Source organism: Subtercola boreus (assembly GCF_003399645.1).
Taxonomy (GTDB): domain Bacteria; phylum Actinomycetota; class Actinomycetes; order Actinomycetales; family Microbacteriaceae; genus Subtercola; species Subtercola boreus_A.
In genome coordinates this window covers 398,604-417,657 of the sequence record NZ_NBXD01000007.1, presented here as the reverse complement: position 1 = coordinate 417,657, position 19,054 = coordinate 398,604, and the positions used below count along the sequence as shown (strand labels likewise).

At 68.9% G+C, this 19,054-nt stretch carries 17 protein-coding genes; 3 read left to right on the top strand and 14 right to left on the bottom strand.

Annotated features, from left to right (window positions below):
- A partial coding sequence (locus B7R24_RS04260) for an HNH endonuclease signature motif containing protein (RefSeq protein ID WP_147303957.1) occupies positions 1-773 on the top strand: 773 nt, incomplete at its 5' end.
- A 329-nt stretch (positions 774-1,102) separates the two neighbouring features.
- On the opposite strand, the gene B7R24_RS04255 is transcribed toward B7R24_RS04260, so the two are convergent.
- The 7 genes from B7R24_RS04255 to B7R24_RS04225 form a co-directional block, all read right to left on the bottom strand.
- Positions 1,103-2,551 carry an FAD-binding oxidoreductase gene (locus tag B7R24_RS04255; RefSeq protein ID WP_253259925.1) on the bottom strand — a complete coding sequence of 483 codons (1,449 nt, stop codon included), beginning with the start codon at positions 2,549-2,551 and terminating at the stop codon, positions 1,103-1,105.
- A complete protein-coding gene (locus B7R24_RS04250) occupies positions 2,544-5,630 on the bottom strand; it encodes an AAA family ATPase (protein ID WP_116417716.1) in 3,087 nt (1,028 codons plus the stop codon). The genes B7R24_RS04255 and B7R24_RS04250 overlap by 8 nt, the downstream gene beginning before the upstream one ends.
- A 2-nt stretch (positions 5,631-5,632) precedes the next feature.
- On the bottom strand, positions 5,633-6,769 hold the full coding sequence (locus tag B7R24_RS04245) for an exonuclease SbcCD subunit D (RefSeq protein WP_116417715.1): 1,137 nt from the start codon (positions 6,767-6,769) through the stop codon (positions 5,633-5,635).
- A 60-nt stretch (positions 6,770-6,829) separates the two neighbouring features.
- Entirely contained in the window at positions 6,830-7,351 is a 522-nt protein-coding gene (locus B7R24_RS04240; RefSeq protein ID WP_116417714.1) for a pyridoxamine 5'-phosphate oxidase family protein, read from the bottom strand.
- A gap of 97 nt (positions 7,352-7,448) precedes the next feature.
- A complete protein-coding gene (locus tag B7R24_RS04235; protein ID WP_116417713.1) occupies positions 7,449-8,027 on the bottom strand; it encodes a hypothetical protein in 579 nt (192 codons plus the stop codon).
- Entirely contained in the window at positions 8,024-8,332 is a 309-nt protein-coding gene (locus tag B7R24_RS04230; RefSeq protein WP_116417712.1) for a DUF7882 family protein, read from the bottom strand. Before B7R24_RS04230 ends, B7R24_RS04235 begins: the two co-directional genes overlap by 4 nt.
- Positions 8,333-8,388: 56 nt before the next feature.
- Positions 8,389-8,991, bottom strand: a complete 603-nt coding sequence (locus B7R24_RS04225) for a hypothetical protein (RefSeq protein WP_116417711.1) — start codon at positions 8,989-8,991, stop codon at positions 8,389-8,391.
- 89 nt (positions 8,992-9,080) lie between these two features.
- On the opposite strand from B7R24_RS04225, the gene B7R24_RS04220 reads away from it, so the two are divergent.
- Positions 9,081-9,278, top strand: coding sequence for a hypothetical protein (locus B7R24_RS04220; protein WP_116417710.1), 198 nt, complete (start codon positions 9,081-9,083; stop codon positions 9,276-9,278).
- A gap of 47 nt (positions 9,279-9,325) precedes the next feature.
- Here B7R24_RS04220 and B7R24_RS04215 read toward each other — a convergent pair whose 3' ends face one another.
- The 6 genes from B7R24_RS04215 to B7R24_RS04190 all read right to left on the bottom strand — a co-directional run bounded on the left by B7R24_RS04215 (position 9,326) and on the right by B7R24_RS04190 (position 16,072).
- Positions 9,326-10,201, bottom strand: coding sequence for a PfkB family carbohydrate kinase (locus B7R24_RS04215; protein ID WP_116417709.1), 876 nt, complete (start codon positions 10,199-10,201; stop codon positions 9,326-9,328).
- A gap of 55 nt (positions 10,202-10,256) precedes the next feature.
- A complete protein-coding gene (locus tag B7R24_RS04210) occupies positions 10,257-10,709 on the bottom strand; it encodes a nuclear transport factor 2 family protein (protein WP_116417708.1) in 453 nt (150 codons plus the stop codon).
- 11 nt (positions 10,710-10,720) lie between these two features.
- Entirely contained in the window at positions 10,721-11,476 is a 756-nt protein-coding gene (locus B7R24_RS04205) for a YidC/Oxa1 family membrane protein insertase (RefSeq protein ID WP_116417707.1), read from the bottom strand.
- Between the two features lie 77 nt (positions 11,477-11,553).
- A complete protein-coding gene (locus B7R24_RS04200; protein WP_116417706.1) occupies positions 11,554-11,916 on the bottom strand; it encodes a DUF6412 domain-containing protein in 363 nt (120 codons plus the stop codon).
- Complete coding sequence (locus tag B7R24_RS04195; RefSeq protein WP_253259262.1) at positions 11,913-15,536, bottom strand: TM0106 family RecB-like putative nuclease; 3,624 nt, start codon at positions 15,534-15,536, stop codon at positions 11,913-11,915. The genes B7R24_RS04200 and B7R24_RS04195 overlap by 4 nt, the downstream gene beginning before the upstream one ends.
- Positions 15,537-15,634: 98 nt before the next feature.
- Complete coding sequence (locus tag B7R24_RS04190; protein ID WP_116417704.1) at positions 15,635-16,072, bottom strand: VOC family protein; 438 nt, start codon at positions 16,070-16,072, stop codon at positions 15,635-15,637.
- A gap of 109 nt (positions 16,073-16,181) precedes the next feature.
- Here B7R24_RS04190 and B7R24_RS04185 point away from each other — a divergent pair, with 109 nt between their 5' ends.
- The gene (locus tag B7R24_RS04185) at positions 16,182-18,008 is read left to right on the top strand and encodes a thiamine pyrophosphate-requiring protein (RefSeq protein WP_116417703.1); all 1,827 of its coding nucleotides are present in this window, start codon (positions 16,182-16,184) and stop codon (positions 18,006-18,008) included.
- Between the two features lie 58 nt (positions 18,009-18,066).
- Here B7R24_RS04185 and B7R24_RS04180 read toward each other — a convergent pair whose 3' ends face one another.
- Positions 18,067-18,969 carry an NAD(P)-dependent oxidoreductase gene (locus B7R24_RS04180; protein ID WP_116417702.1) on the bottom strand — a complete coding sequence of 301 codons (903 nt, stop codon included), beginning with the start codon at positions 18,967-18,969 and terminating at the stop codon, positions 18,067-18,069.
- Between the last annotated feature and the right edge of the window lie 85 nt (positions 18,970-19,054).

The following is a 19,054-nucleotide window of genomic DNA, read 5'->3' as shown; positions in this document are numbered from 1 at the left end:
TGACCTTGGTCACGGAGAAGACCGGGATGACGAAACTCACCGGCCTCCTCCCACCGACCGCCGCAGGTCATTTGCGGGCAGCCCTTGAGCCGTTCACGAGCCCCCGCATCCCCACCTTCACCGACCCTACCGACGATGATGCCGATGACCAGACAGACCCGCTGCTACGCGACGACCGCACTCGGGGTCAGAAGCTCGCCGACGGCCTCCTGCAACTCGTCACCACCGCGGCCGGCCTTCCGTCGATGCCGCGCCTGAACGGGGCCGCCCCCACCGTGAACGTGCACGCCACCCTCGACGACGTCATCTCCGGTCGCGGTATCGGTTGGATCGATGGTCTCACCGAACCCCTCCCCGCGAGCACGATCGAAACCCTCCTCTGCCACTCCGATGTCATCACGACCCTGTTCGGTGAGCACGGGCAGGTCATCCAACACGGCAAAACCCGCCGCCTGTTCACCGCCGCACAAAACCGCGCGCTGGCCGCCCGAGACGGCGGCTGCGTCTGGCCCTCCTGCGAAGCACCACCGTCCTGGTGCGAGTCACACCACGTCGAAGGGTGGCAAACGAAAACCCACCAACCCGGCCGCACCGACCTCGACAACGGCGCCCTCCTCTGCCACTTCCACCACTCCCATGTGCACAAGACGAAGTGGAAGCTGGTGATGCGAAACGGAACCCCACACCTCATCCCCCCCGACTGGCTCGACTGGCGACAAACCCCCCGACCCTGCCAACAAAACCGCGCCCGCCCACTCCCACAAACCGGGTAACCCGCAGCGCACACCAGGTCATTCGCAGCACACCGGCTCGCCCTCCTCCGTGCACCGGGCATCACCCTGCCGCGCACCGGACATCCCTCCGTCACACGCGCAGGAATCTGTCAGCGCGCACTCCCGGCCATCCAATCCAGCCACCTCCCGGACACCCAGAGCGCGACCGTCCAGCCACTGACCCAGCCATCCGCCCAACCCGCCCCATCCATCCCCGGCAAGCCCACAGGGCGCGGCAGCCCGAGCCTCCCGCCCACCGCACCCACCACATCCGATCCGCCCGCCGAGCCTGCAGGCAGCGAAGCAACCCGCAGCACTGCGCGGAACAGCTACGCCTCGTGGAACACCTTCCCCGGGTTGAGGAGGTTCTGCGGATCGAACAGCCGCTTCACCGATCGCTGCAGTTCGTATTGCACGTCACCGAGTTCCCGGCGCAGCCAACGCCGTTTGAGAATCCCGATGCCGTGCTCTCCGGTGATGGTTCCGCCGAGTTCGAGCGCTGTGGCGACCAGTGCGTCGGCCGCCGCCCATGCCCGTGGCGGGAGCTGTCCGTCGGCGTCGAGCTCACTGGTCGGGATGCGGAGGTTGGCATGTATGTTGCCGTCACCGATGTGCGCCAGGATCGTGATGACCACGCCGAACTCGGCGCTGATCGACTCGATGCGCCTCACCATCTCGACGAGCCTGTGTCGCGGCACCGCCAGGTCTTCGTTCAGTGTGATTTCTGGCCGCGGCGCCTGGTCCTGCGAGGTCCACCGGCGAATGTCGAGCATTTCCTGCTCACGCGCCGTGTCAGCGGTGACCTCGACATCACTGCCGGCCTGGGAGAGCACGTCGATCAGCAGCTGCGCCTCCGTCTCGGCAGCGAGCCCGTCGGTCTGCACGAGGAGCAGGCCAGCGCCTCTCGACCGGAATGTCGTACCGCGCCACTCGTCTATTCGTGCCAGGTGCACTCCGTCGATCAGCTCGAGCATGCTGGGGCGCACGCCGGTGCTGAACAGGGCCACACTGGCGGCCGTGGCCGCATCCGCTGTGGGGAAGAACGCAGCGACGGTTCGCGGCACCCCGAGCGGAACCGGCAGTAACCTCAGCGTCGCACCGACGACCACGCCGAGGGTGCCCTCCGACCCGACGAACAGCGCTGTGAGATCGTACCCGCTGACACCTTTGATCGAGCGGTGCCCGGTGTGGATGAGCTCCCCGCTTGCCAATACGACGTCGAGCGCGAGCACCGAGTCCCGCGTGACCCCGTACTTCACACAGCACAGGCCGCCGGCGTTCGTCGCGATGTTGCCTCCGATCGTCGAGATCGCGGCACTAGCCGGGTCGGGGGCGTACCTCAGGCCGAGCGGCCGTGCCGCCAGCGAGATGTCGGCAGTGACCACACCGGCCTCCACCTCGCAGACACCGCTTTCGGCATCGATCGAACGGATGCCCGTGAACCTCTCGAGCGACAGGATGATCGCGCCCGCTGTGGCGGTCGCTCCCCCCGCGTACCCGCTGCCACCGCCCCGGGCGATTACGGGAACACCGAACTCCGTGGCGACGCGGCAGACCTGCTGCACGTCGGACACCGTCGAGGCGATCACCACCGCGAACTCCACGTCACCGGGCAGGTGCCCTGAGCGGTCACGCGCGTAGGGCGCGACGTCTGCCGGGTCAGTGAGCACGACGGCGGCCGAGCCTGCATCCTGCTGCACCGCCCGCAGGTGAGCAACCGCACGCTCGAGCACGGCGCCGGCGCTGCCGCCGGGTTCCGCCGCACCTCCCTCAGACACGCTCCCGCACCTCCTCGATCTCGCTGTACCCCGCCGGGGTCACCGTGATGCGCAGCTTGGCGGTGATCTGCTCCTTCATCGAGTCGACGTGACTGATGAGGCCGATCGTGCGACCGCCCGTCCTCAGGCTGTCGAGCGTACTCATGGCGATCTCGAGCGTCTCGGCGTCGAGCGAACCGAACCCTTCATCGACGAAGAGCGTGTCGAGAGCGATGCCGCCGGCCTGGTTCGAGACAACCTCGGCCAGTCCGAGCGCGAGTGCCAGCGACGCCAGGAACGTCTCACCACCCGACAGGGAGTGGGTGGGCCGCGCCCGCCCGGTGTGCTCGTCGCGGATGCTCAGCCCGAGCCCCGATTCCACGTTGCGATACTGCAGCGAATCGTCGAGCTCGAGCGAATACCGGCCACCCGTCATCGTGCCGAGCCGAGAGTTGGCCGCCGCGATGATCTGCTCGAGCTGCGCCGCAAGAACATATGTCTCGAGGCGCATACGTTTGGTGTTCGACCCGGAGCCGGCCACCAGCTCGGCCAGCTCCCGCACGCGCCCCTGCTCCTCGATCAGGCCGGCGGATGCTCGGAAGAGCTCGCGCGCCTCCGTCACCTGCGCGCCCAGCTGCTTTCGCTCTGCAGCCAGCGCGCTCCGAACCGAGGCTGTCTCATCGCGGGAACCGGCTGCGGCGGCGAGGGCGGATTCGGTCGGCGCAAGGTCGATGCGCGCATCCGGCACCCCGCTGAGGTCGGGATCGGAGAGAACCCCGCCCGCCGCCGCTCGTTCGTCGCGATGCTTCTGCACGACGGACTCTCGCCTCGTCACCTCGCGGGCCGGGAGACGCGACGAGTCGACCGCGGCGTCGTCGGCGAACTGCAGTTGCGCGAGCTGGGCGGCCTCGGCGGCTCGGGCGCGGTCGAGCTGTTCCCGTCGATCCTCTGTGGCCTTCAGCGCCCGTTCCAGCGTGCGGGCCGCGTCGAGCTGCGCGTCGATCGCACGCACCCGGGCGGCCACAGACTCGAACGCGCCCTGCAGTTCGCTGACACGCAGGGCGATCAGGGCACGGTTCGTCTCGGTGGCCGTGAAGTCGGCCTGCGCAGCCGCGAGCTGGGCGCGCAGCTCGATGGTCTGTTCATCGGCCGCATCCCGTTCCGCCAGCAGCGTGGCTCGAGCGGCCTCATACCGATCGCGAAGCGCAGCCGCACTCTCGGCAGCGCGGACGAGGTCGTCGGCCTCCGCCAACTCCGCACGAAGCGCAGCCGCCGACCGGCCACCGGCCTCTTCACGGGCTGTGGCGAGCTGTTGCCGAAGCCTCGCAACCTCGGCATCGGCCGCCGCCAGCTCAGCCTGCCGTTCGCTTCTCCGCTCCTGCGCCTCATCGGTATCCCGTTCGGTGACGGGTTCGGCGTCGCTGGTGGCCGGCTCCGGATGCTCGACCGAACCGCAGACAGAGCAGGGCTCCCCCGCGACGAGCTGTGCGGCGAGCTCGACGGCGTGCCCGCTGAGTCGCCGGGCCAGAAGCTCGTCGACGAGTCGAGCGGCCCCGAGGTGCGCCGAACTGGCGGATTTCTGCGCGAGGAGCGCCTCCGTGAGTGCAGCCTGCTCCCGGTCGGCGCGAGCCGCGGCTTCGGCGGCGACGCTGACCGTCATGCGCCGGTCGATCGCCGCGGGGAGTGCGGCGGCGGAGAGCTGCGCTTCGGACAACCGGTCGGCCAGCTCGTCGAGCTCGGCGGGCAGGGCACGGAGCCGTTCACCGACGCGGTCAAGCAGAGCGGAGACTCTCTCACGCCGTCGGGTGTGGGCCTCGAGCTCGGTCGCGAGCAACGGAATGCGCTTCTCGTCGGCGACCGCGGAGTCGAGCGCACCCCGCTGAGCGACGAGCTCCTCCACCACGATGCGGAGACCCGGCGCGGTGGGCTGCGCCGTGGGCAGCACGGTGTGCGGCACTGTGGGCTGCGCGGTGGGCTGCGCCGGTGCGGCCTCCGCAGCCGTGTCGGCGAAGGGCACCCACGCCGCCCGGGCGGCGGTCTCTGCGGCCTCCGATTCGGCAAGACTCTGCTCGGCGGAACGTCGGGCCTCCACCTGCGGCCAGACCTGGGCGGCGCGGTTCGCGTCGGCGACGCTGACGGCGACCGCCTCGATGGCCTCTGACTCGAGGGCGAGCGCGGCCAGCACCTCAACAGCTGCGTCGCGCTTCAGCTGGCGACGCAGCAGGTCCTGGCGGGCTGCGTGGGCGAGCGCGGCTTCGGCAGCGACAAGCGACGCCGCATCCGCACGCTGGGCGGCCTCGAGATACCCGTCTTCGAGCTGCGCCTCGAGGGCGACGAACCACTCCAGGGTCGGTTCGAGAGGCACTTCGGCAGCAGCGGGCGCCTCTTCGCCACCGCCGACCAGCGCTGCTGCGTGACGGGCCCGCAGCAGGATGCTCTGCCGGGCATCCGCGACCTGCGTCGTCAGTGTGCGGCTCTGGTCGGCGAGGGACTTCTCGAATGCCTCGAAACGCGACGTTCCGAACAGCGTTCGCAACAGCGCGCGCCGCTCATCGGTTTTGGCGAGGAGGAACTGCTGGAACCGATTCTGCGCCAGCAGGATCACCTGGAGGAACTGGTCGGCTTTCAGCGGCAGGATGTCGGCGAGGTAACGCCCCACATCGACGGGCCGGGCCGCCACGCCGCGCCACCCCGCGCCTGCACCAGCGCCTGCATCAGCGCCAGACACCACCCCGCTCTCCCTGATCTCCAACCGCGCCTCGGGCGCCGCGAGGGTCGTGCCGGACCGACCCTTCTTCGGCCGGAGGTACGACGGGGTGCGATAGAGACGGTAGTCGTTGCCCCCGATGCCGAAGACGAGTTCGACGAAGGTCGGGTCGGTGGCTTCGGCGTGATCGCTCCGCAGCTGCGATTCACGGCCGTCGTACCGGGGAACGGAGGCGTAGAGGGCGAAGCAGATGGCATCGAGGATGCTCGACTTGCCGGCCCCGGTCTTACCGGTGATGAGAAAGATGCCGTCGTCGTCGAACAGCTCGAAGTCGACGGACTGCTCGTCTTTATACGGCCCGAACCCGGCGAGTCTGAGGTGCTTGATCTTCATGGCTAGGTATCGAGGGCGACGAGCGTCTCAGAGACCAGCTGCCGCTCGAAGTCGCTCGGTCCCGAACCGTTGCGCACGAACTCGACGAACCCGGAGACGATCTGCTGGTCGGACTTCTGCGTGACGCGCTCCGCGTAGGTCTCGGCGCCGGCGTCGTGCGTCACGGCCGGTCGGTGTTCGAGAGCGACGCAGTGAACGAAGCGCTGCTGGAGCCTGCGCATGCCATCGAGGGGCCTGACCTCGTCGGTCAGGACAGCCTTGATCCAGTGGCCTTCGTACGGCGCGAGCGACGCGTCGCCCAACAGGTCGTCGAGCGTGCCGGTGAGCTCGCGAGCGGCCCGAGGCACGGGGAAGTCGACCCAGGTCGTGTCGGTGAGCCCTGCGGCATCCAGCTCCACCAACCATCCGCCCCTCACACTGCTGCCCTCAGAGAAGGAGTAGTGCAGCGGGGCCCCGGAGTACCGCACCCGCTCGCTCAGCGTCGACCGCGAATGGATGTGGCCGAGCGCGACGTAGTCGGGGCCGTCGAAGACGCCGAGCGGCACGAGGTCGAGCCCGCCCGAGGTGATGTCGCGCTCGACAGTGCTCGCCTGCACACCCACGGCGAAGCAGTGCGCCAGCACCACCGACCGGCCCCCGCGGGCCTCCTGGTCTGCCCTGATGCGACCCATTGCGAAGCCGAGCGCCTGCTCGTGCGTTCGCAGGAGGTGGTCGGGGTAGTGGTGCCTGATGAGGCTCGGTTCGAGGTACGGGATGCCGTAGAAGTGCACCGGCCCGAACACGTCGCCGAGGGTGACGGGTTCGTGCAGCGCCTGGTGGCGGGTGATCACGTGTACGCCGGCGACCGCGGCCCACTCCGACTGGAAGCCGAGCCGGGTGGCGGAGTCGTGGTTGCCGCTGGTGACCACCACTTTCGCGCCGGTGGCCCGAAGCCCCCGGAGCGCCCGCGTCAGCACCTCGTACGACTCAGCCGACGGAACCGCCGAGTCGAACACGTCTCCGGCGACGACGACGACATCGACCCGCTGCTCACGCACGATGTCGGCCATCGCCTCGGCCACGCGCTCGAAGTGCGCCAGCGTCGAGTGCGCGTGGAACGTGCGCCCGATGTGCCAGTCCGACGTGTGCAGGATCTTCATGCCTTCGACGTTAGCCCTGCCCACCGACACGGGGCCGCGCGACGCCCGGACGAACCGCTTCTAGAGCTCGACCTTCTCGTTCTCTCCGCCGTCGAACGCCGTTCCGGTGACCTTCGACTTCACGAGGCTGAACACCGTCGCGACGCGTCCGCCGGGCGTGTCCCAGTACTCGGCGCCATCGCTGATGAACTTGATCAACGTCACGTTGGGGTCTTCGGGGCCGTTCGGGAACCAGGCCCCGACGGCCGTGTTCCACAGTTCCTTCACCTTCGCGTCGTCGTCGACCTGCTCGGCTACCCCCGAGACAGAGACCCAGGTGTCGTTCGAGGCGAACGAGACGTTCACGACCGGGTCAGCCGTGATCTCGGCGATCTCGTGCGAGTCCTTGGCCACAATGAACCACAGGTCGCCGTCGAATTCGACGTCCTGCACGGTCATCGGCCGGGCGACGAGCTTTCCATCGGCCGAGGTCGACGTGAGCATGGCAAAGCGGAAGCCCTTGATCAGTTCGGCGACCTTGGCGACGCCAGCAGCGTTGTCGGTCGAGCGCGCGGACGAGGTGTCGCTGGTGAGGTCGGTCATCGGAGTTCTCCTTCGAGGTTCATGCCTCCACTCTGCGCCCCGACACAGCCGCTGAACAGCCCCTTGACGCCGGCGCCAGCCCGCCGGTACCGGGCCCTCAGCGAATTCTGTCTGCGAGGGCCGGCAGATCGATCTCACGGAGGGCGAGCATCCGTCCCTCCCTCTCGGCCTCGTACTCGGTTGCGTCGCTCGGATCGACCGTCTCTGCGAGACGGCTCCGGATGACCGTGCCGAGTTCGGACCAGGCCCACTTCTGTGAAGACTCCACCGCCTCCTGCACAAAACCGTGATCGCCCTGCAGGCGACTGAGTTCAGACGAGAGGGCAGAGTAGACGACCCGTCGCTGCACGAGCAGGTGGTGGTCGCTGATGGTCTTCGACTTCGCCAGGCTCGGTGGAAACTCGACCATCAGCCGGCGCATGTGGGCGGCGAGGGCGGCCTGTTCGAGGGTGAGCTGCTGGAGCTCGCCCTGCACGAAGGCGGTGACCTCAGCGGGGTCGTAATGCCGGTTCAGCCGCACAGCGCCGACGATGATGTGGTTCATGGTGGCCATCGTGAGGGCGGTACGGCTCATCAGCACGCCCTCCTCGACGGCGCGTGCCACGAGTCCGGCATCGACCGGGAAGATGAGGGCCCTGCTGCGGGGAACGCGGGCAGGGGTGCGTTTCGGTGTCACACCCGGCTGGGAATGCTCGGTTCCGGGAGCAGGCGCAGGCCCGATCCGCTGTTCGCCACCGAGGTGAGCGCTTCGACCCAGGTGCGGTTCAGCGAAATCCCACCGCTCGTCTCGAACTCGAACTGCAGGGGAATGGCCGGATGGAGCCAGATGGTGTGGCTTCTGCCGGTGAGCTCGTCGTCCCACGACATCGCGAACTTCTCGTCGCGGCGCAGCTTGGCCAGCACGACGACGCGCACGTGCGCCAGGGTGCGATCGTCGAGCGGAATGTCGACTCCCGGTGACCCGTAGGTGAGAAGGCCCATGATTGTGTCCTGACTGAACACACGGGGTCTGGTGCGTCCGCGAGAAGTGTACTCGATCAGCGCGTTCGAACCCCGGCGCTTCGCAACTCGAGGTCGGCGAGTATCCGCACCACCAGCGGGTCGCCCGCGCGCCAGCCTGCGACCGGATCCGGCCCCACCGCCAGAACGACCGCGGACTTCTGCCCGGCGAGCGCTCGAAGCGCGAGGAGGTCGAGGCCCGCAGCGGTCGCCGAGAGGGAACGAACGGATGCCGCGTGCCGGGCGAATCGCAGCCTCGGCCTCAGCCACACCAGGAGAATCAGCAGCACCGGCAGCCCGGCGACGACGAGCCCCACGATCACGGCGGCGTTGCCCACCAGGTCCTGCTGCTGCTGGCCCGCGGCCGCCAACTGCTCGCCGGCCGTGCTCGCCGATTGGAACGAAGAACTCGCAGTCGCCCCGATGAGCGGCACGTCGCCCAGGGTGCGCGCCGCATCCGCCATGGTGTCGGCGAACCCGGTGCCGGCCTCCTGGATCTGCTGGCCGAGCGCGGCGAGCGAAGCGACGAGGGAGCCCGCGGCGATGCCGAGGGAGATGAAGGCCGCGATGGCTGCCAGTGCGACGATGTCGGCGACGATCTGCCACGCGCGTACCAGCGGGTAGTCGGAGTAGGGCTGCATGGGTCTACTCTCGCGCGGATCGCGTGCGGGTCTTGTCAAGGCGTGCGGTGGGGCGCGCGCCCATCAGAGGTGCGCAGTAGGGTTTTCGCATGACAGATCAGAGCAATCCCGCCAACGAGTATCCCGACTACGCCGGTTATCCCGACGGGCAGGGCATCGTCGGCAACGGTCCCACCACCGATGCGCCGCCCTCGGGCGTCGACCCGACCGTGGCAGACGAGCCCGAAACCGATTCTGCGTCGACCGACGAGTCGGCAGACGGCGACTCCGAGGTGAACGACGGCTGATTCGGCGCGGGCTGATTCGGCTGGGCTGGCCGGGCGGGCCGGGTCGGCTACCGCCCGCTGAGCGCCGACACCCGCGCGCCGTCGATGAAGGCGGCCGCGTCGGCGTTGGCCCGAACGACGGCCGCACGGATGTCGCTGCCGCTCTGCAGGCCGACCGCGAGCGCCGCGCTGAAGACGTCGCCGGCCCCGATGACGCTCCCGACCCCGCGGCGGTCGAGGGGATGTGCGTCCACCGCGGTGCGAACGCCCGCCTGAAAGTATGACGCGCCCCTGCGGTTCTCCGTCACGACGATGATGGTGCGGGGGAACTCGATCGACCAGCGCCCGGCGACCTCGAGCGCGTCATCCATGTCTTCGTCGGAGAAGACCGCGACATCGAACCGGGGCACGATGTTTGCGTACTCGTCGAACCGGCGTTTGCCCACCGACCCGTCGGCGGAGACCGAGCGCAGATAACCCTGGACGAGCAGCATCTTCAGGGCCTTCGCCGGGGCGAGCACGCTGTCGACGTAGTCGACGCCGAAGTTCGCGAGCAGCGGGCACACGACCACGATGTCGGCCCGCCCGAGCTCAGCCGCGAACCGCCCATCGATCGGCACCGGCCGGGCGTTCCAGGCGTTGAAGCACTCCTGCATCCGGATGTCGCCGTCGATGTGGTTGCGGTACAACAGCGTCGCACCGGCGCTCGCACCGTTCAGCAGCGGGAGTGCCGCGTCGACCTCGAGAAAGTCCGATCCGTGCGGAGCGATGACGGCGACGTCCACCCCCGCTACCGCCTGCAGCTGCCGGTTCATGAAGAAGGCCGGTGAACCGGGCACTCGCCGCGAGGGTCCCGACTCGCCGGTACCCGTGTTCTCGTCGATGCACACGTGACCGACGAGCACGACCGACCGCGCGGGGGGTTCGGCGGCGGGCGGGTTCACCAGCTCAACTTTATCAAGCCTCCGGCGCACCGGCGGCCACGATCGGGCTCCGGAGTCAGACGGTTGCAGGCGCGGGAACCGCTCCCTGCTCGGGCAGCCAGTGCTCGGCCGTGACGTCTTCGTGGTTGTGAACCAGGCGCCAACGGTCGGCGTCCCGGCGCCAGACGCTCGTGTTGCGCACCGACTGTGCGGGTGATCCAGTGCCCGGGTCGACGTCGAGGTGGTGCAGCAGCACGGCGGTGTCGCCGAAGATGCGCACTTCGGGCGCGATCGCCTCAATGCTCACGACGGGGTCGGCGGGGGTGCGGGGCGGGCGGGCATCCCGAATCGCGTCGAGCTCGGCTCTGCCGTGGATGAGGGGCAGGGCGTCACTGTCCCACATCGTGGCGTCGGGCGAGATGTTCGCGTCGCTGGCCGCGCGGTCGTCGTCGATGTACCCGGAGTAGATGGCGCGCATCGCCTGCCAGATGGAGTGCTCGTCGGTGCCGGGGGCGAAGTGTTCGGTCATGGTTGTCGATTCTAGGCAGCGCGCGGCGTGCGGATGACGCGGCGGAGCGCGGCGCGTTCGCCGAGTGTGAACGCGGCACTCGTGACGAGGTACAGCGCGGCCGCGAGCGGCGCGATCGCGGCGAACACCACGGTGACGAACGGGAGGATGCGGGCGAGAATCGCCATGCCCGGTGCGGACTGCGGCTGGCCCGTGAAATGCACCGCCGGAACGCCCGCCCACCTCGCATTCGCGCGTCGCGTCAGCTCCACCACTACCGCGAGCAGCACCAGCAGCGCCACAAAGGCCAGACCGTACGGGAAGGTCGCGCCCAGCGCCGCGAACAGGTTCGAGCCGAGCGGGATGCCGAGGAACGTCTGCCCGAGCAGTGCATTGGTGTGTCCGGCGAGCTGCGGGTGCACGAACAGGGCGTACACCGCCGACAGAACCGGTGCCTGGGCGAGCGTCGGCAGAACGCCCGCGATCGGTGACACTTTCTCGCTGGTGTACAACCGTGTCAGCGCCTTCTGCAGCGCCTCAGGCTTGTGTGCATACTTCGCTCGCAGCGCGGCGACTGCGGGCGCGAGCCGTCGCCGAGTGACTTCCGCCCGCACCTGCGACACCGAGACGGGAACGAGCACGAGGCGAACGAGGATGGTGAGCAGAACGATCGCCAGCATCGACGATGAGGCGCCGGCGAAGGGCTGCATGAGGTCGCCGAGGCCGACGACGAGCGCAGAGAGGCCGTTGAGCACGGCCGCGAACGGGGTGAATGTGGAGATGTCCATGAGACAGAGGAAACCTTTCGGGCAGAGCGGTCAGGGGAAGGGGAGTTCCGTCTGGCCGCCACGATGCCCGATGGGAGTCAGGCGGCCGGAAGCACGTCTCCCGGCGCCCGGGAGCGCACGTGCCCTGCCGCATCGGGGTGGCTCTGAGCGACGAGGGTGCTGAGATCGACATTGCGGGGCGCCGCGCGCCGTGCACGGGCTTCCCGCTCCGGAGCTGCGCCGGCACCCTGCGTCACCAGCACGATCGCGATCGCAATCGCGGCAGTCGCTGCGGCCCCGATGAACGCGCCGACCAGCAGTGCCGCGGTGCCGCCGCCGAACGCACTGCTGCCGGTGGCGCCCAGGATGCCTGACAGGCCGGCGAGCCCGGCGATGCCCGCCGCACAGAACCCGATGACCGCGCTGACGTACCGTGTCACGGCTGCCCTCTCGGCGATCATGACTCGACGCTACCATTCACCGGCCGCCTCTCGGCGGGCCGGGGCTCAGCGGCACCCGGCGCAGCGGCACCCGGCTCGACGAGGTCGATGAAGGCGCTCAGCTGGGTCAGGCCCGCCACCGATCCGGGCAGGTATTCGGTGAGCGCCGGGGAGAAGACGAGGTAGGAGGCCCACTGCGCGCGGGAGATCGCGACGTTCAGCCGGTTCGCCAGCAGCAGGAACTCGAGTCCGCGCGGCACATCGTCGGCACCCGAGGCGGCGAGGGAGATGATCGCGATGGCTGCTTCCTGCCCCTGAAAACGGTCGACGGTTCCCACGGGCACGTCGGGGTGTCCGGCAGCAGCGAGAGCCAGCCCGATCAGCTCCACCTGGGCGTTGTAGGGAGCGACCACGATGAGGTCTCTCTCGCCGAGCGGCCGGGTGACGCCCTCAGCGCTCCATGCCGACCCGAGGAGCCCGTCGATGAGCTCCACGACGGCCGCCGTCTCCTCGATCGACGCCGTCGAGTTGCCCCGGTGAGCGATCGGAAGCACGTGCAGCCCGGGGTCGACGCCCATGAGCATCCGGTCGGAGTCGTGCGAGAACAGCCTGCCCTCGTACGACAGCCTCGACACCGGGGCGCAGAGCGCCGGGTGCATGCGCCAGCTCGTGTCGAGGAAGTACCCGAACGGCTCGGGCAGCACCCCGTGCCCCGACGCGAGCCAGCCCAGGGCCGAGACGTCGACGGGCTCCGGATGCGTGCCCTGGCTGACCTGCGGAAGCTGCTGCGGGTCACCCAGCAGCAGTAGCCGCGACGCGGCGACCGACGAAGCAATGGTGCTCGCGAGCGAGAACTGTCCCGCCTCATCGATCACCAGCAGGTCGAGCGAACCGCGAGGGACGGTGTTGGCGTTCGCGAAGGTCCACTGCGTGCCGCCGAAGACATACCCGTTCGACTGCCCGACGAACCCGGCGACCTCGCCTGCGGTCAGCGCCGTGAACGAGCCCGGTCGTGCGTCGGAGTCCTTCAGCTTCTTACCCACCAGCTTCGGGTCGAGCCCCGCCGCGACGATCGCCTCGAGCATGTTCTCGACGGCGGAGTGCGACTGCGCGACCACCCCGACCTTCCACCCGTGGTTCGCCACGAGGTCGGCGATCACGTGCGAGCCGGTGTAGGTCTTGCCGGTCCCCGGCGGACCCTGCACGGCGATGTACGAACGGTGCAGGTCGAGCAGCGAGCTCCGGATGCTCGCGATGGTGCTCTCGCCCCGGACGAGCCCGGGCAGCGAGACCAGGCGCGGCGGTTCGCGGCGCAGAATGTCGAGCGCGGCATCCGGAATCATCGTCGCAGGAGTTCGTGGGTCTCCCGGCAGCAGCCCGCCCGGCAGCAACCCGCCCGGCCGCAGCCCCGCTAGCACCTCCCGGCCCCACTCCGCGATCGCTTCGGCGAGCTTGGCCGCACCGGGCGGCGACGCCGGTGTGACGGCAAGCGGCACCTCGTCGTAGGTCTCGCCGTCGGAGCTGAGCTTCTCGGTGAGGCTGTAGGTGCCGTCTCCCCGGTCGCGGAACGTGACGCGGGAGTGCGCCAGGCGGGTGCCCGGTTCGAACCGGCCCACCAGCGGCGGGAACGGCGGGTCGAACAGCACGAACGGCGAGTCACCACCGGTGAACCGGCTGCCGGGGGCAGCGGTACCCGTGACGACGAATTCCCGCGACAGGTTCCGCGCCCTCGGCCCCTCGAGCGACCAGTCCCGAACGACCCGGGCGGAGTCGATGACGAAGACGCCCCGGGTGTCGGCCCACTCGTCGACGGGGCTGCGCAGGCGGTCGAAGTGCTCCCACCAGAACGACTTGGCCTCGCGACGGTGGTAGTCGATCGCCGCCGATGCGAGGGCGATGGCCGTCTCGTCGGGGCCTCGCTCCGCGCCCAGGCCGCCCGCCCCATCGGCACCGCCGCCCGTGGCTTGGAGATATCCCATCAGCGCGGTGTAGACCGGATCGGGCTCCCGCAGCGGCATCGCCGCCAGCATCTCGACGGCCAGCGCGTCGTCGACCGCGGGTGTCACGCCCACCTCGGATGCCCGGGCCAGCAACCAGTCTCGGAGCCTCAGCGTCGAGACGCAGTCGTAGGTGTTGTACTGCTCGATGTCTGCCCGAACCGCTGCAGCGGCATCCGCCTCGCCCGTCGCCAGGAACTCGGTGTACCTCACATACTCGCTGATGGAGTCGGCCGCGTTGGCCGTGCCGTCGCGGCCCTCCTCCATGTAGAGCGGCTCGAGCTTCTTGAGCGAATAGCTGTGACTGCCGATGCGCAACCCCTGCCGAACGATCGGGTAGAGGTCGACGAGCACGGTATTGCGCAGCAGGTCGTCGATCTCCTCCTCCCCGACCCCGTGCCGGGCCGCAAGGGTGAGCAGGTGGGTGCGTTCGTAGGAGGCGTAGTGGTAGATGTGCATGCCGGGGTGCGCCGCCCGTCGTTCCCGCACGAACTCGAGGAACCGCACGAGCGCAACCTTCTCCTCGGCCAGGCTGTCGGCCCAGAAGGCGGTGAAGACAGCGTCGGTGTCGACCATTCCGAAGAGGTAGTCGAGCCCCCAGAGCTGCTGTTCCTCGTGCAGCGGGTCGCCCTCGAAGTCGAAGAACACGTCACCCGCATCGGGAGCGGGAAGCGCCGTCAGGGCGATCGGGTTCACGACCCGCCACGGCGGCGCCGACCCGGCGTCAACCTGCGCCGCCTCAACCTGCGCCGCCTGAACCTGCATCGACGCCTGGTCGCGGAGTGCGGCGAGGGTCGCATCCGACATTCCCTGCACCGGTTCGACGCGCACGGCCAGCTGCTCGGTCGTCAGCACCCCGGCCGCCCGCAGTTTGGCTCGCTGCGTCAACCGCATGCCCGCCACCTGCAGCACGTCGTGCGTGCGCTCCACCTGCTCGGCGCAGGCGTCGCAGCGGCCGCACGCCGAGTACCGCGGATCGCCCCACTTTGTTGCGCCCGAATCGGTGACCCGGTCATCCAGGATCTGCTGCAGGCGTGCGCGGCGCTTGTGATAGACCGGCAGGATGTCGGCGAGCCGGTGCGTGCTGATCTCGCCGGTGCCGAGCCAGAGGTGCACGTTCTCGCCGACCTCGAAGCCCAGCGCCTGAAGCTGGTCGCTGTAGGCCGCGAGCTGCAGCAGGGCGGTGATCTTCGCCTTGCGTGCGAGCTTCGTGTCGTAGACCTCGTAGAGCCCGTTCTCGCCCAGGATGACGAAGTCGGAGTAGCCGAGAAAACGCCCGTCGAAGAACGCCCCCTGGAAGACCACGTCGGCCCGCGCGTTCAGTGCCGCGATCGTGTCGGCGGTCGCCGATCGGATGCCCGCGAACGACCCGTCGCGAATGCCCGAGTCTTCGGGCCGCTCGATCTCGGCCACGGTGCGGGTCAGCTTCAGCGAATCGAGCACCTTCTTCTCGTGCAGGTCACCCAGACGCCCGGCACGTTTCAGCATGTCGTCTTCGACGAACGGCGGCTTCTCGATGCGACCGAGCATCCAGTCGAGTTTGCGCAACAGCGCCCACTCGCACGCCGAGGCCGCGCTCAGGTCGGTCGCCGAGTAGATGACGGTGGAGCTGCCTCCTGAGGCCGTGCCGCCTGCGAGTTGCACCGGTGCTCCTGTCGCTGTATCGCCCGACGCCTGTCGAGGTGCCGCAACACTAGCGCGACCCGCCGACATCCCGTGCGGAGTTATCCACAGGCCGGGCTTCACTCCTCCAGCACGAAGATGCAGAACGGATGCCCGGCCGGGTCGGCGAAGATCACGATCGCCTCCTCGGGATCGTCCGTGCTGTCTTCGAGCACGCTCGCCCCGAGCGACACGGCCAGCGCGTGCTGCTCCCGCAGATCATCCACGTTCTCTGCGACGAAGTCGAGATGCATCATCTGCGGCCTGGGGCCCTCCGGCCAGGTCGGCGGCAGCATCGACGCGACCCGCTGGAACGCGAGCACGCGAGCACCGGAGCCGTCGACGAGCACGAGCCAGTCGGGTGCGTCGGTTCCGCCCGCGGCACCCGGCTCGCCGCCCTCGATGTATCCCAGCCCGAGCAGCTGCCGGTAGAACTCAGCCAGCCCGAGCGCGTCCTCGGCGTCGAGCACCACCTGTCGGAGTCGTGGTGTGGATGATCGTTCCGGCGTTTCGCTCATGGCTTCAGTCTGGCGAAGCAGCGCCTGAGCGTCGAGCGCCGTCTGCCACCGTCCCGAACGCCGCGTCAAGGCCTCACGCCGGTGAGCGCGCCAGCGATTGAATGGACCCATGACTTCAGTGAGCGATTTTGTGATCCGGCGTGTGAAGGAATGGGGCGTCACCCGCATCTTCGGGTACCCGGGCGACGGCATCGGTGAATTCGATGGGGCACTCGGCAGAGCGGAGCGCCACGGCGATGGCATCCAGTACATCCGCCCCACCCACGAGGAGATCTGCTCGCTCATGGCGACCGCCCACGCGAAGTTCACCGGCGAGGTGGGCGTCTGCGTCGCGACTTCCAGCCCCGGCGCGTTCCACCTGATCAATGGCCTCTACGACGCCGCGATGGACAACCAACCTGTCGTTGCGATCGTCGGGCAGCAGGGCCTGGCCTCGCTCGGCACCTTCGTCATGCAGGAGTCGAACCTCGAACGCGTCTTCGCAGATGTCGCCTGCTACGTGCAGACGGTCGTCTCACCCGACCAGGTGCAGGCCGTCGTCGACACGGCGTTCCGCACAGCTCAGCTGCGCCTGCAGCCGGCCGTGATCATCCTTCCCCACGACGTGCAGGGGATGGACTGGTCGGAACCCTCACCCGCCAACTGGGTCGCACGATCGAGCTCCGCCGGACCCTCGACCGCCATCGTTCCACCCGAGAGCGAGTTGCAGAAGGCCGCCGACATCATCAACGCCGGAAAGAGGGTCACCTTCCTGGTCGGGGCCGGTGCGGCCGGCGCCACCGACGAAGTCATCGAGGCCGCCGGTCTCGCGGGGGCGGGCATCATCACCGCTCTCCGCGGCAAGCACGTCGTGCCGTCGGATGTTCCCCACCACACCCAGCAGCTCGGACTGCTCGGCTCGCTGCCGAGCCAGCACCAGGCCGAGAACTGCGACACCATCGTCTTCCTCGGCACCAATTACCCGTATGGCCAGTTCCTTCCGAAGACCGGCCAGGCCCGCGGCATCCAGATCGACCTGAAGCCCGAGCAACTCGGCGTGCGCTACCCGAACGAGCTGAACCTCTGGGGCGATGTGAAGATGACGCTCGAAGCCCTCATTCCGCTGCTCGATCCGAAGTCAGACCTCAGCTGGCAGGAGAAGATCGCCGGCGAGATGGCCGACTGGGAGCGCGAGATGGAGAAGCAGGCGATGCTGGTCTACCCCGACGGAGGCAACCCGCGGCGCGTCATCCACGAACTCAACAAGCGCCTGCCCGACGGCGTGATCGTCACCTGCGACGCCGGAACGACGGCGGACTGGTACGGCCACCACATCCGCCTGCGACGCGGCATGATGGGTGATCTCTCGGGTCGGCTCGCGACCATGCTTGCTGCAATGCCCTATGCGGTCGCGGCGAAGTTCGCCTACTCCGACAGACCGGTCGTCTGCACCATCGGCGACGGCGCCTTTCAGATGCTCGGGATGAATGAACTCATCACCATCAAGAAGTACCTCTCGACGTGGAAGTCGAAGACATTCGTGATCGTCGTGATGCACAACGACGATCTCACCCAGGTGTCGTGGGAGATGCGCACGGAGGACGGCAATCCGCTGTGGAACGCCGCCCAGGATGTCGAGTCCGTCGATTACGCGGGCTGGGCGCGCCTTCTCGGCTTCCGTGGCGTGACGCTCACGCGGGACGAGGATGCCGGCGCCGCCTTCGATGAGGCGTTCGCCCACGACGGGGTGACGCTGATCGACGCACACGTGTCGAAGAACGTGCCGCCGCTGCCGCCGCACATCACCCTCGAGTATGCCGCCAACACCGCGAAGGCACTGCTCACGGGCAACCCCTCCGAGCTCGGGGTCATCGTCGACTCCGCTGAGGCGTTCGCGTCCGAGCAGGTCGAGCGGGTGAAGGGCGCCCTGCACCTCGGCGATCGCGGGAAGGGCTGACGGCGGGGTGCGCGGGTCAGCGGGCGCGGGTCAGCGGGCGCGGGTCAGCGGGCGCGGGTCAGTGCGCTGAGTCGCCGAGTGCCGTGATCACGGCAGCGATGTCGTCACCCCCGTGGCCCGCCGCACTCGCCTGCGCGAACACCTCCCGCAGCGGCTCCAGGAGCGCCGTCGAAACATCCACACCCGACGCTGCGTCGAGCATCAGGGTGAGGTCCTTCTCCAATCCGTCGACCGCGAACGACGTCGTATAGTCGCCCGCGAGCATCATCCCGCCCTTCAGCTGCGCATACGGGGTGTTCGACGGGCCGCCGTCGATCGCACTCAGGAAGAGTTCGGGATCGACGCCGAGCGCCCGGCACAGCTGGATCGACTGTGCCGTCGCCGCGGTCAACGAAGCCACCCAGGCGTTGCAGGCCAGCTTCAGAGCGCTCGCCGCCCCGGGGCGTTCCCCCGCATCGACGGTCTTGGACCCGATGGCGTCGAGCACGGGCGCCAGGCCCCGGATGACCAGCGGATCACCGGCGACCAACACAACGAGCATCCCCTCTTCTGCAGGCTTCTTCGTGCCGACCATGGGGGCATCGACGAACGTCACCCCGTGCCGGTTCGCGAGGTCGGCCAGACGTTCGAGCCCCGCGACGCCGACCGTGGCGCTCTGCATCCACACCGCTCCGTCGCGCATCGCCCCGAGGAACTCCCGGGCCGTCTCTGCGACGGCCTCTTCGTCGAACAGAACGGTCAGCACGACGTCGGCCCCGGAAACTGCCTCGGCCGCTGTCCCGGTGACGGTCGCGCCGTCAGCGGCCAGGGGTTCGGCCCGCTCGCGGTGACGATTCCATGCGGTCACCTCGATGCCGGCGCGCAGCAGCGAGCGGGCGACACCAGCGCCCATGGTTCCGGTTCCCAGAACGGCTACGTGCATGGAGCTTCTCCTTGTGGGGATTGAGTGACGGGGGTTCATTCCCGGGCGGCGTGACGCCACCCCAGTCAACGCCCGCTAGCCCCTCGCCGTCACGGGCTTGACCCCGGGGCGGGAATGCGACAGC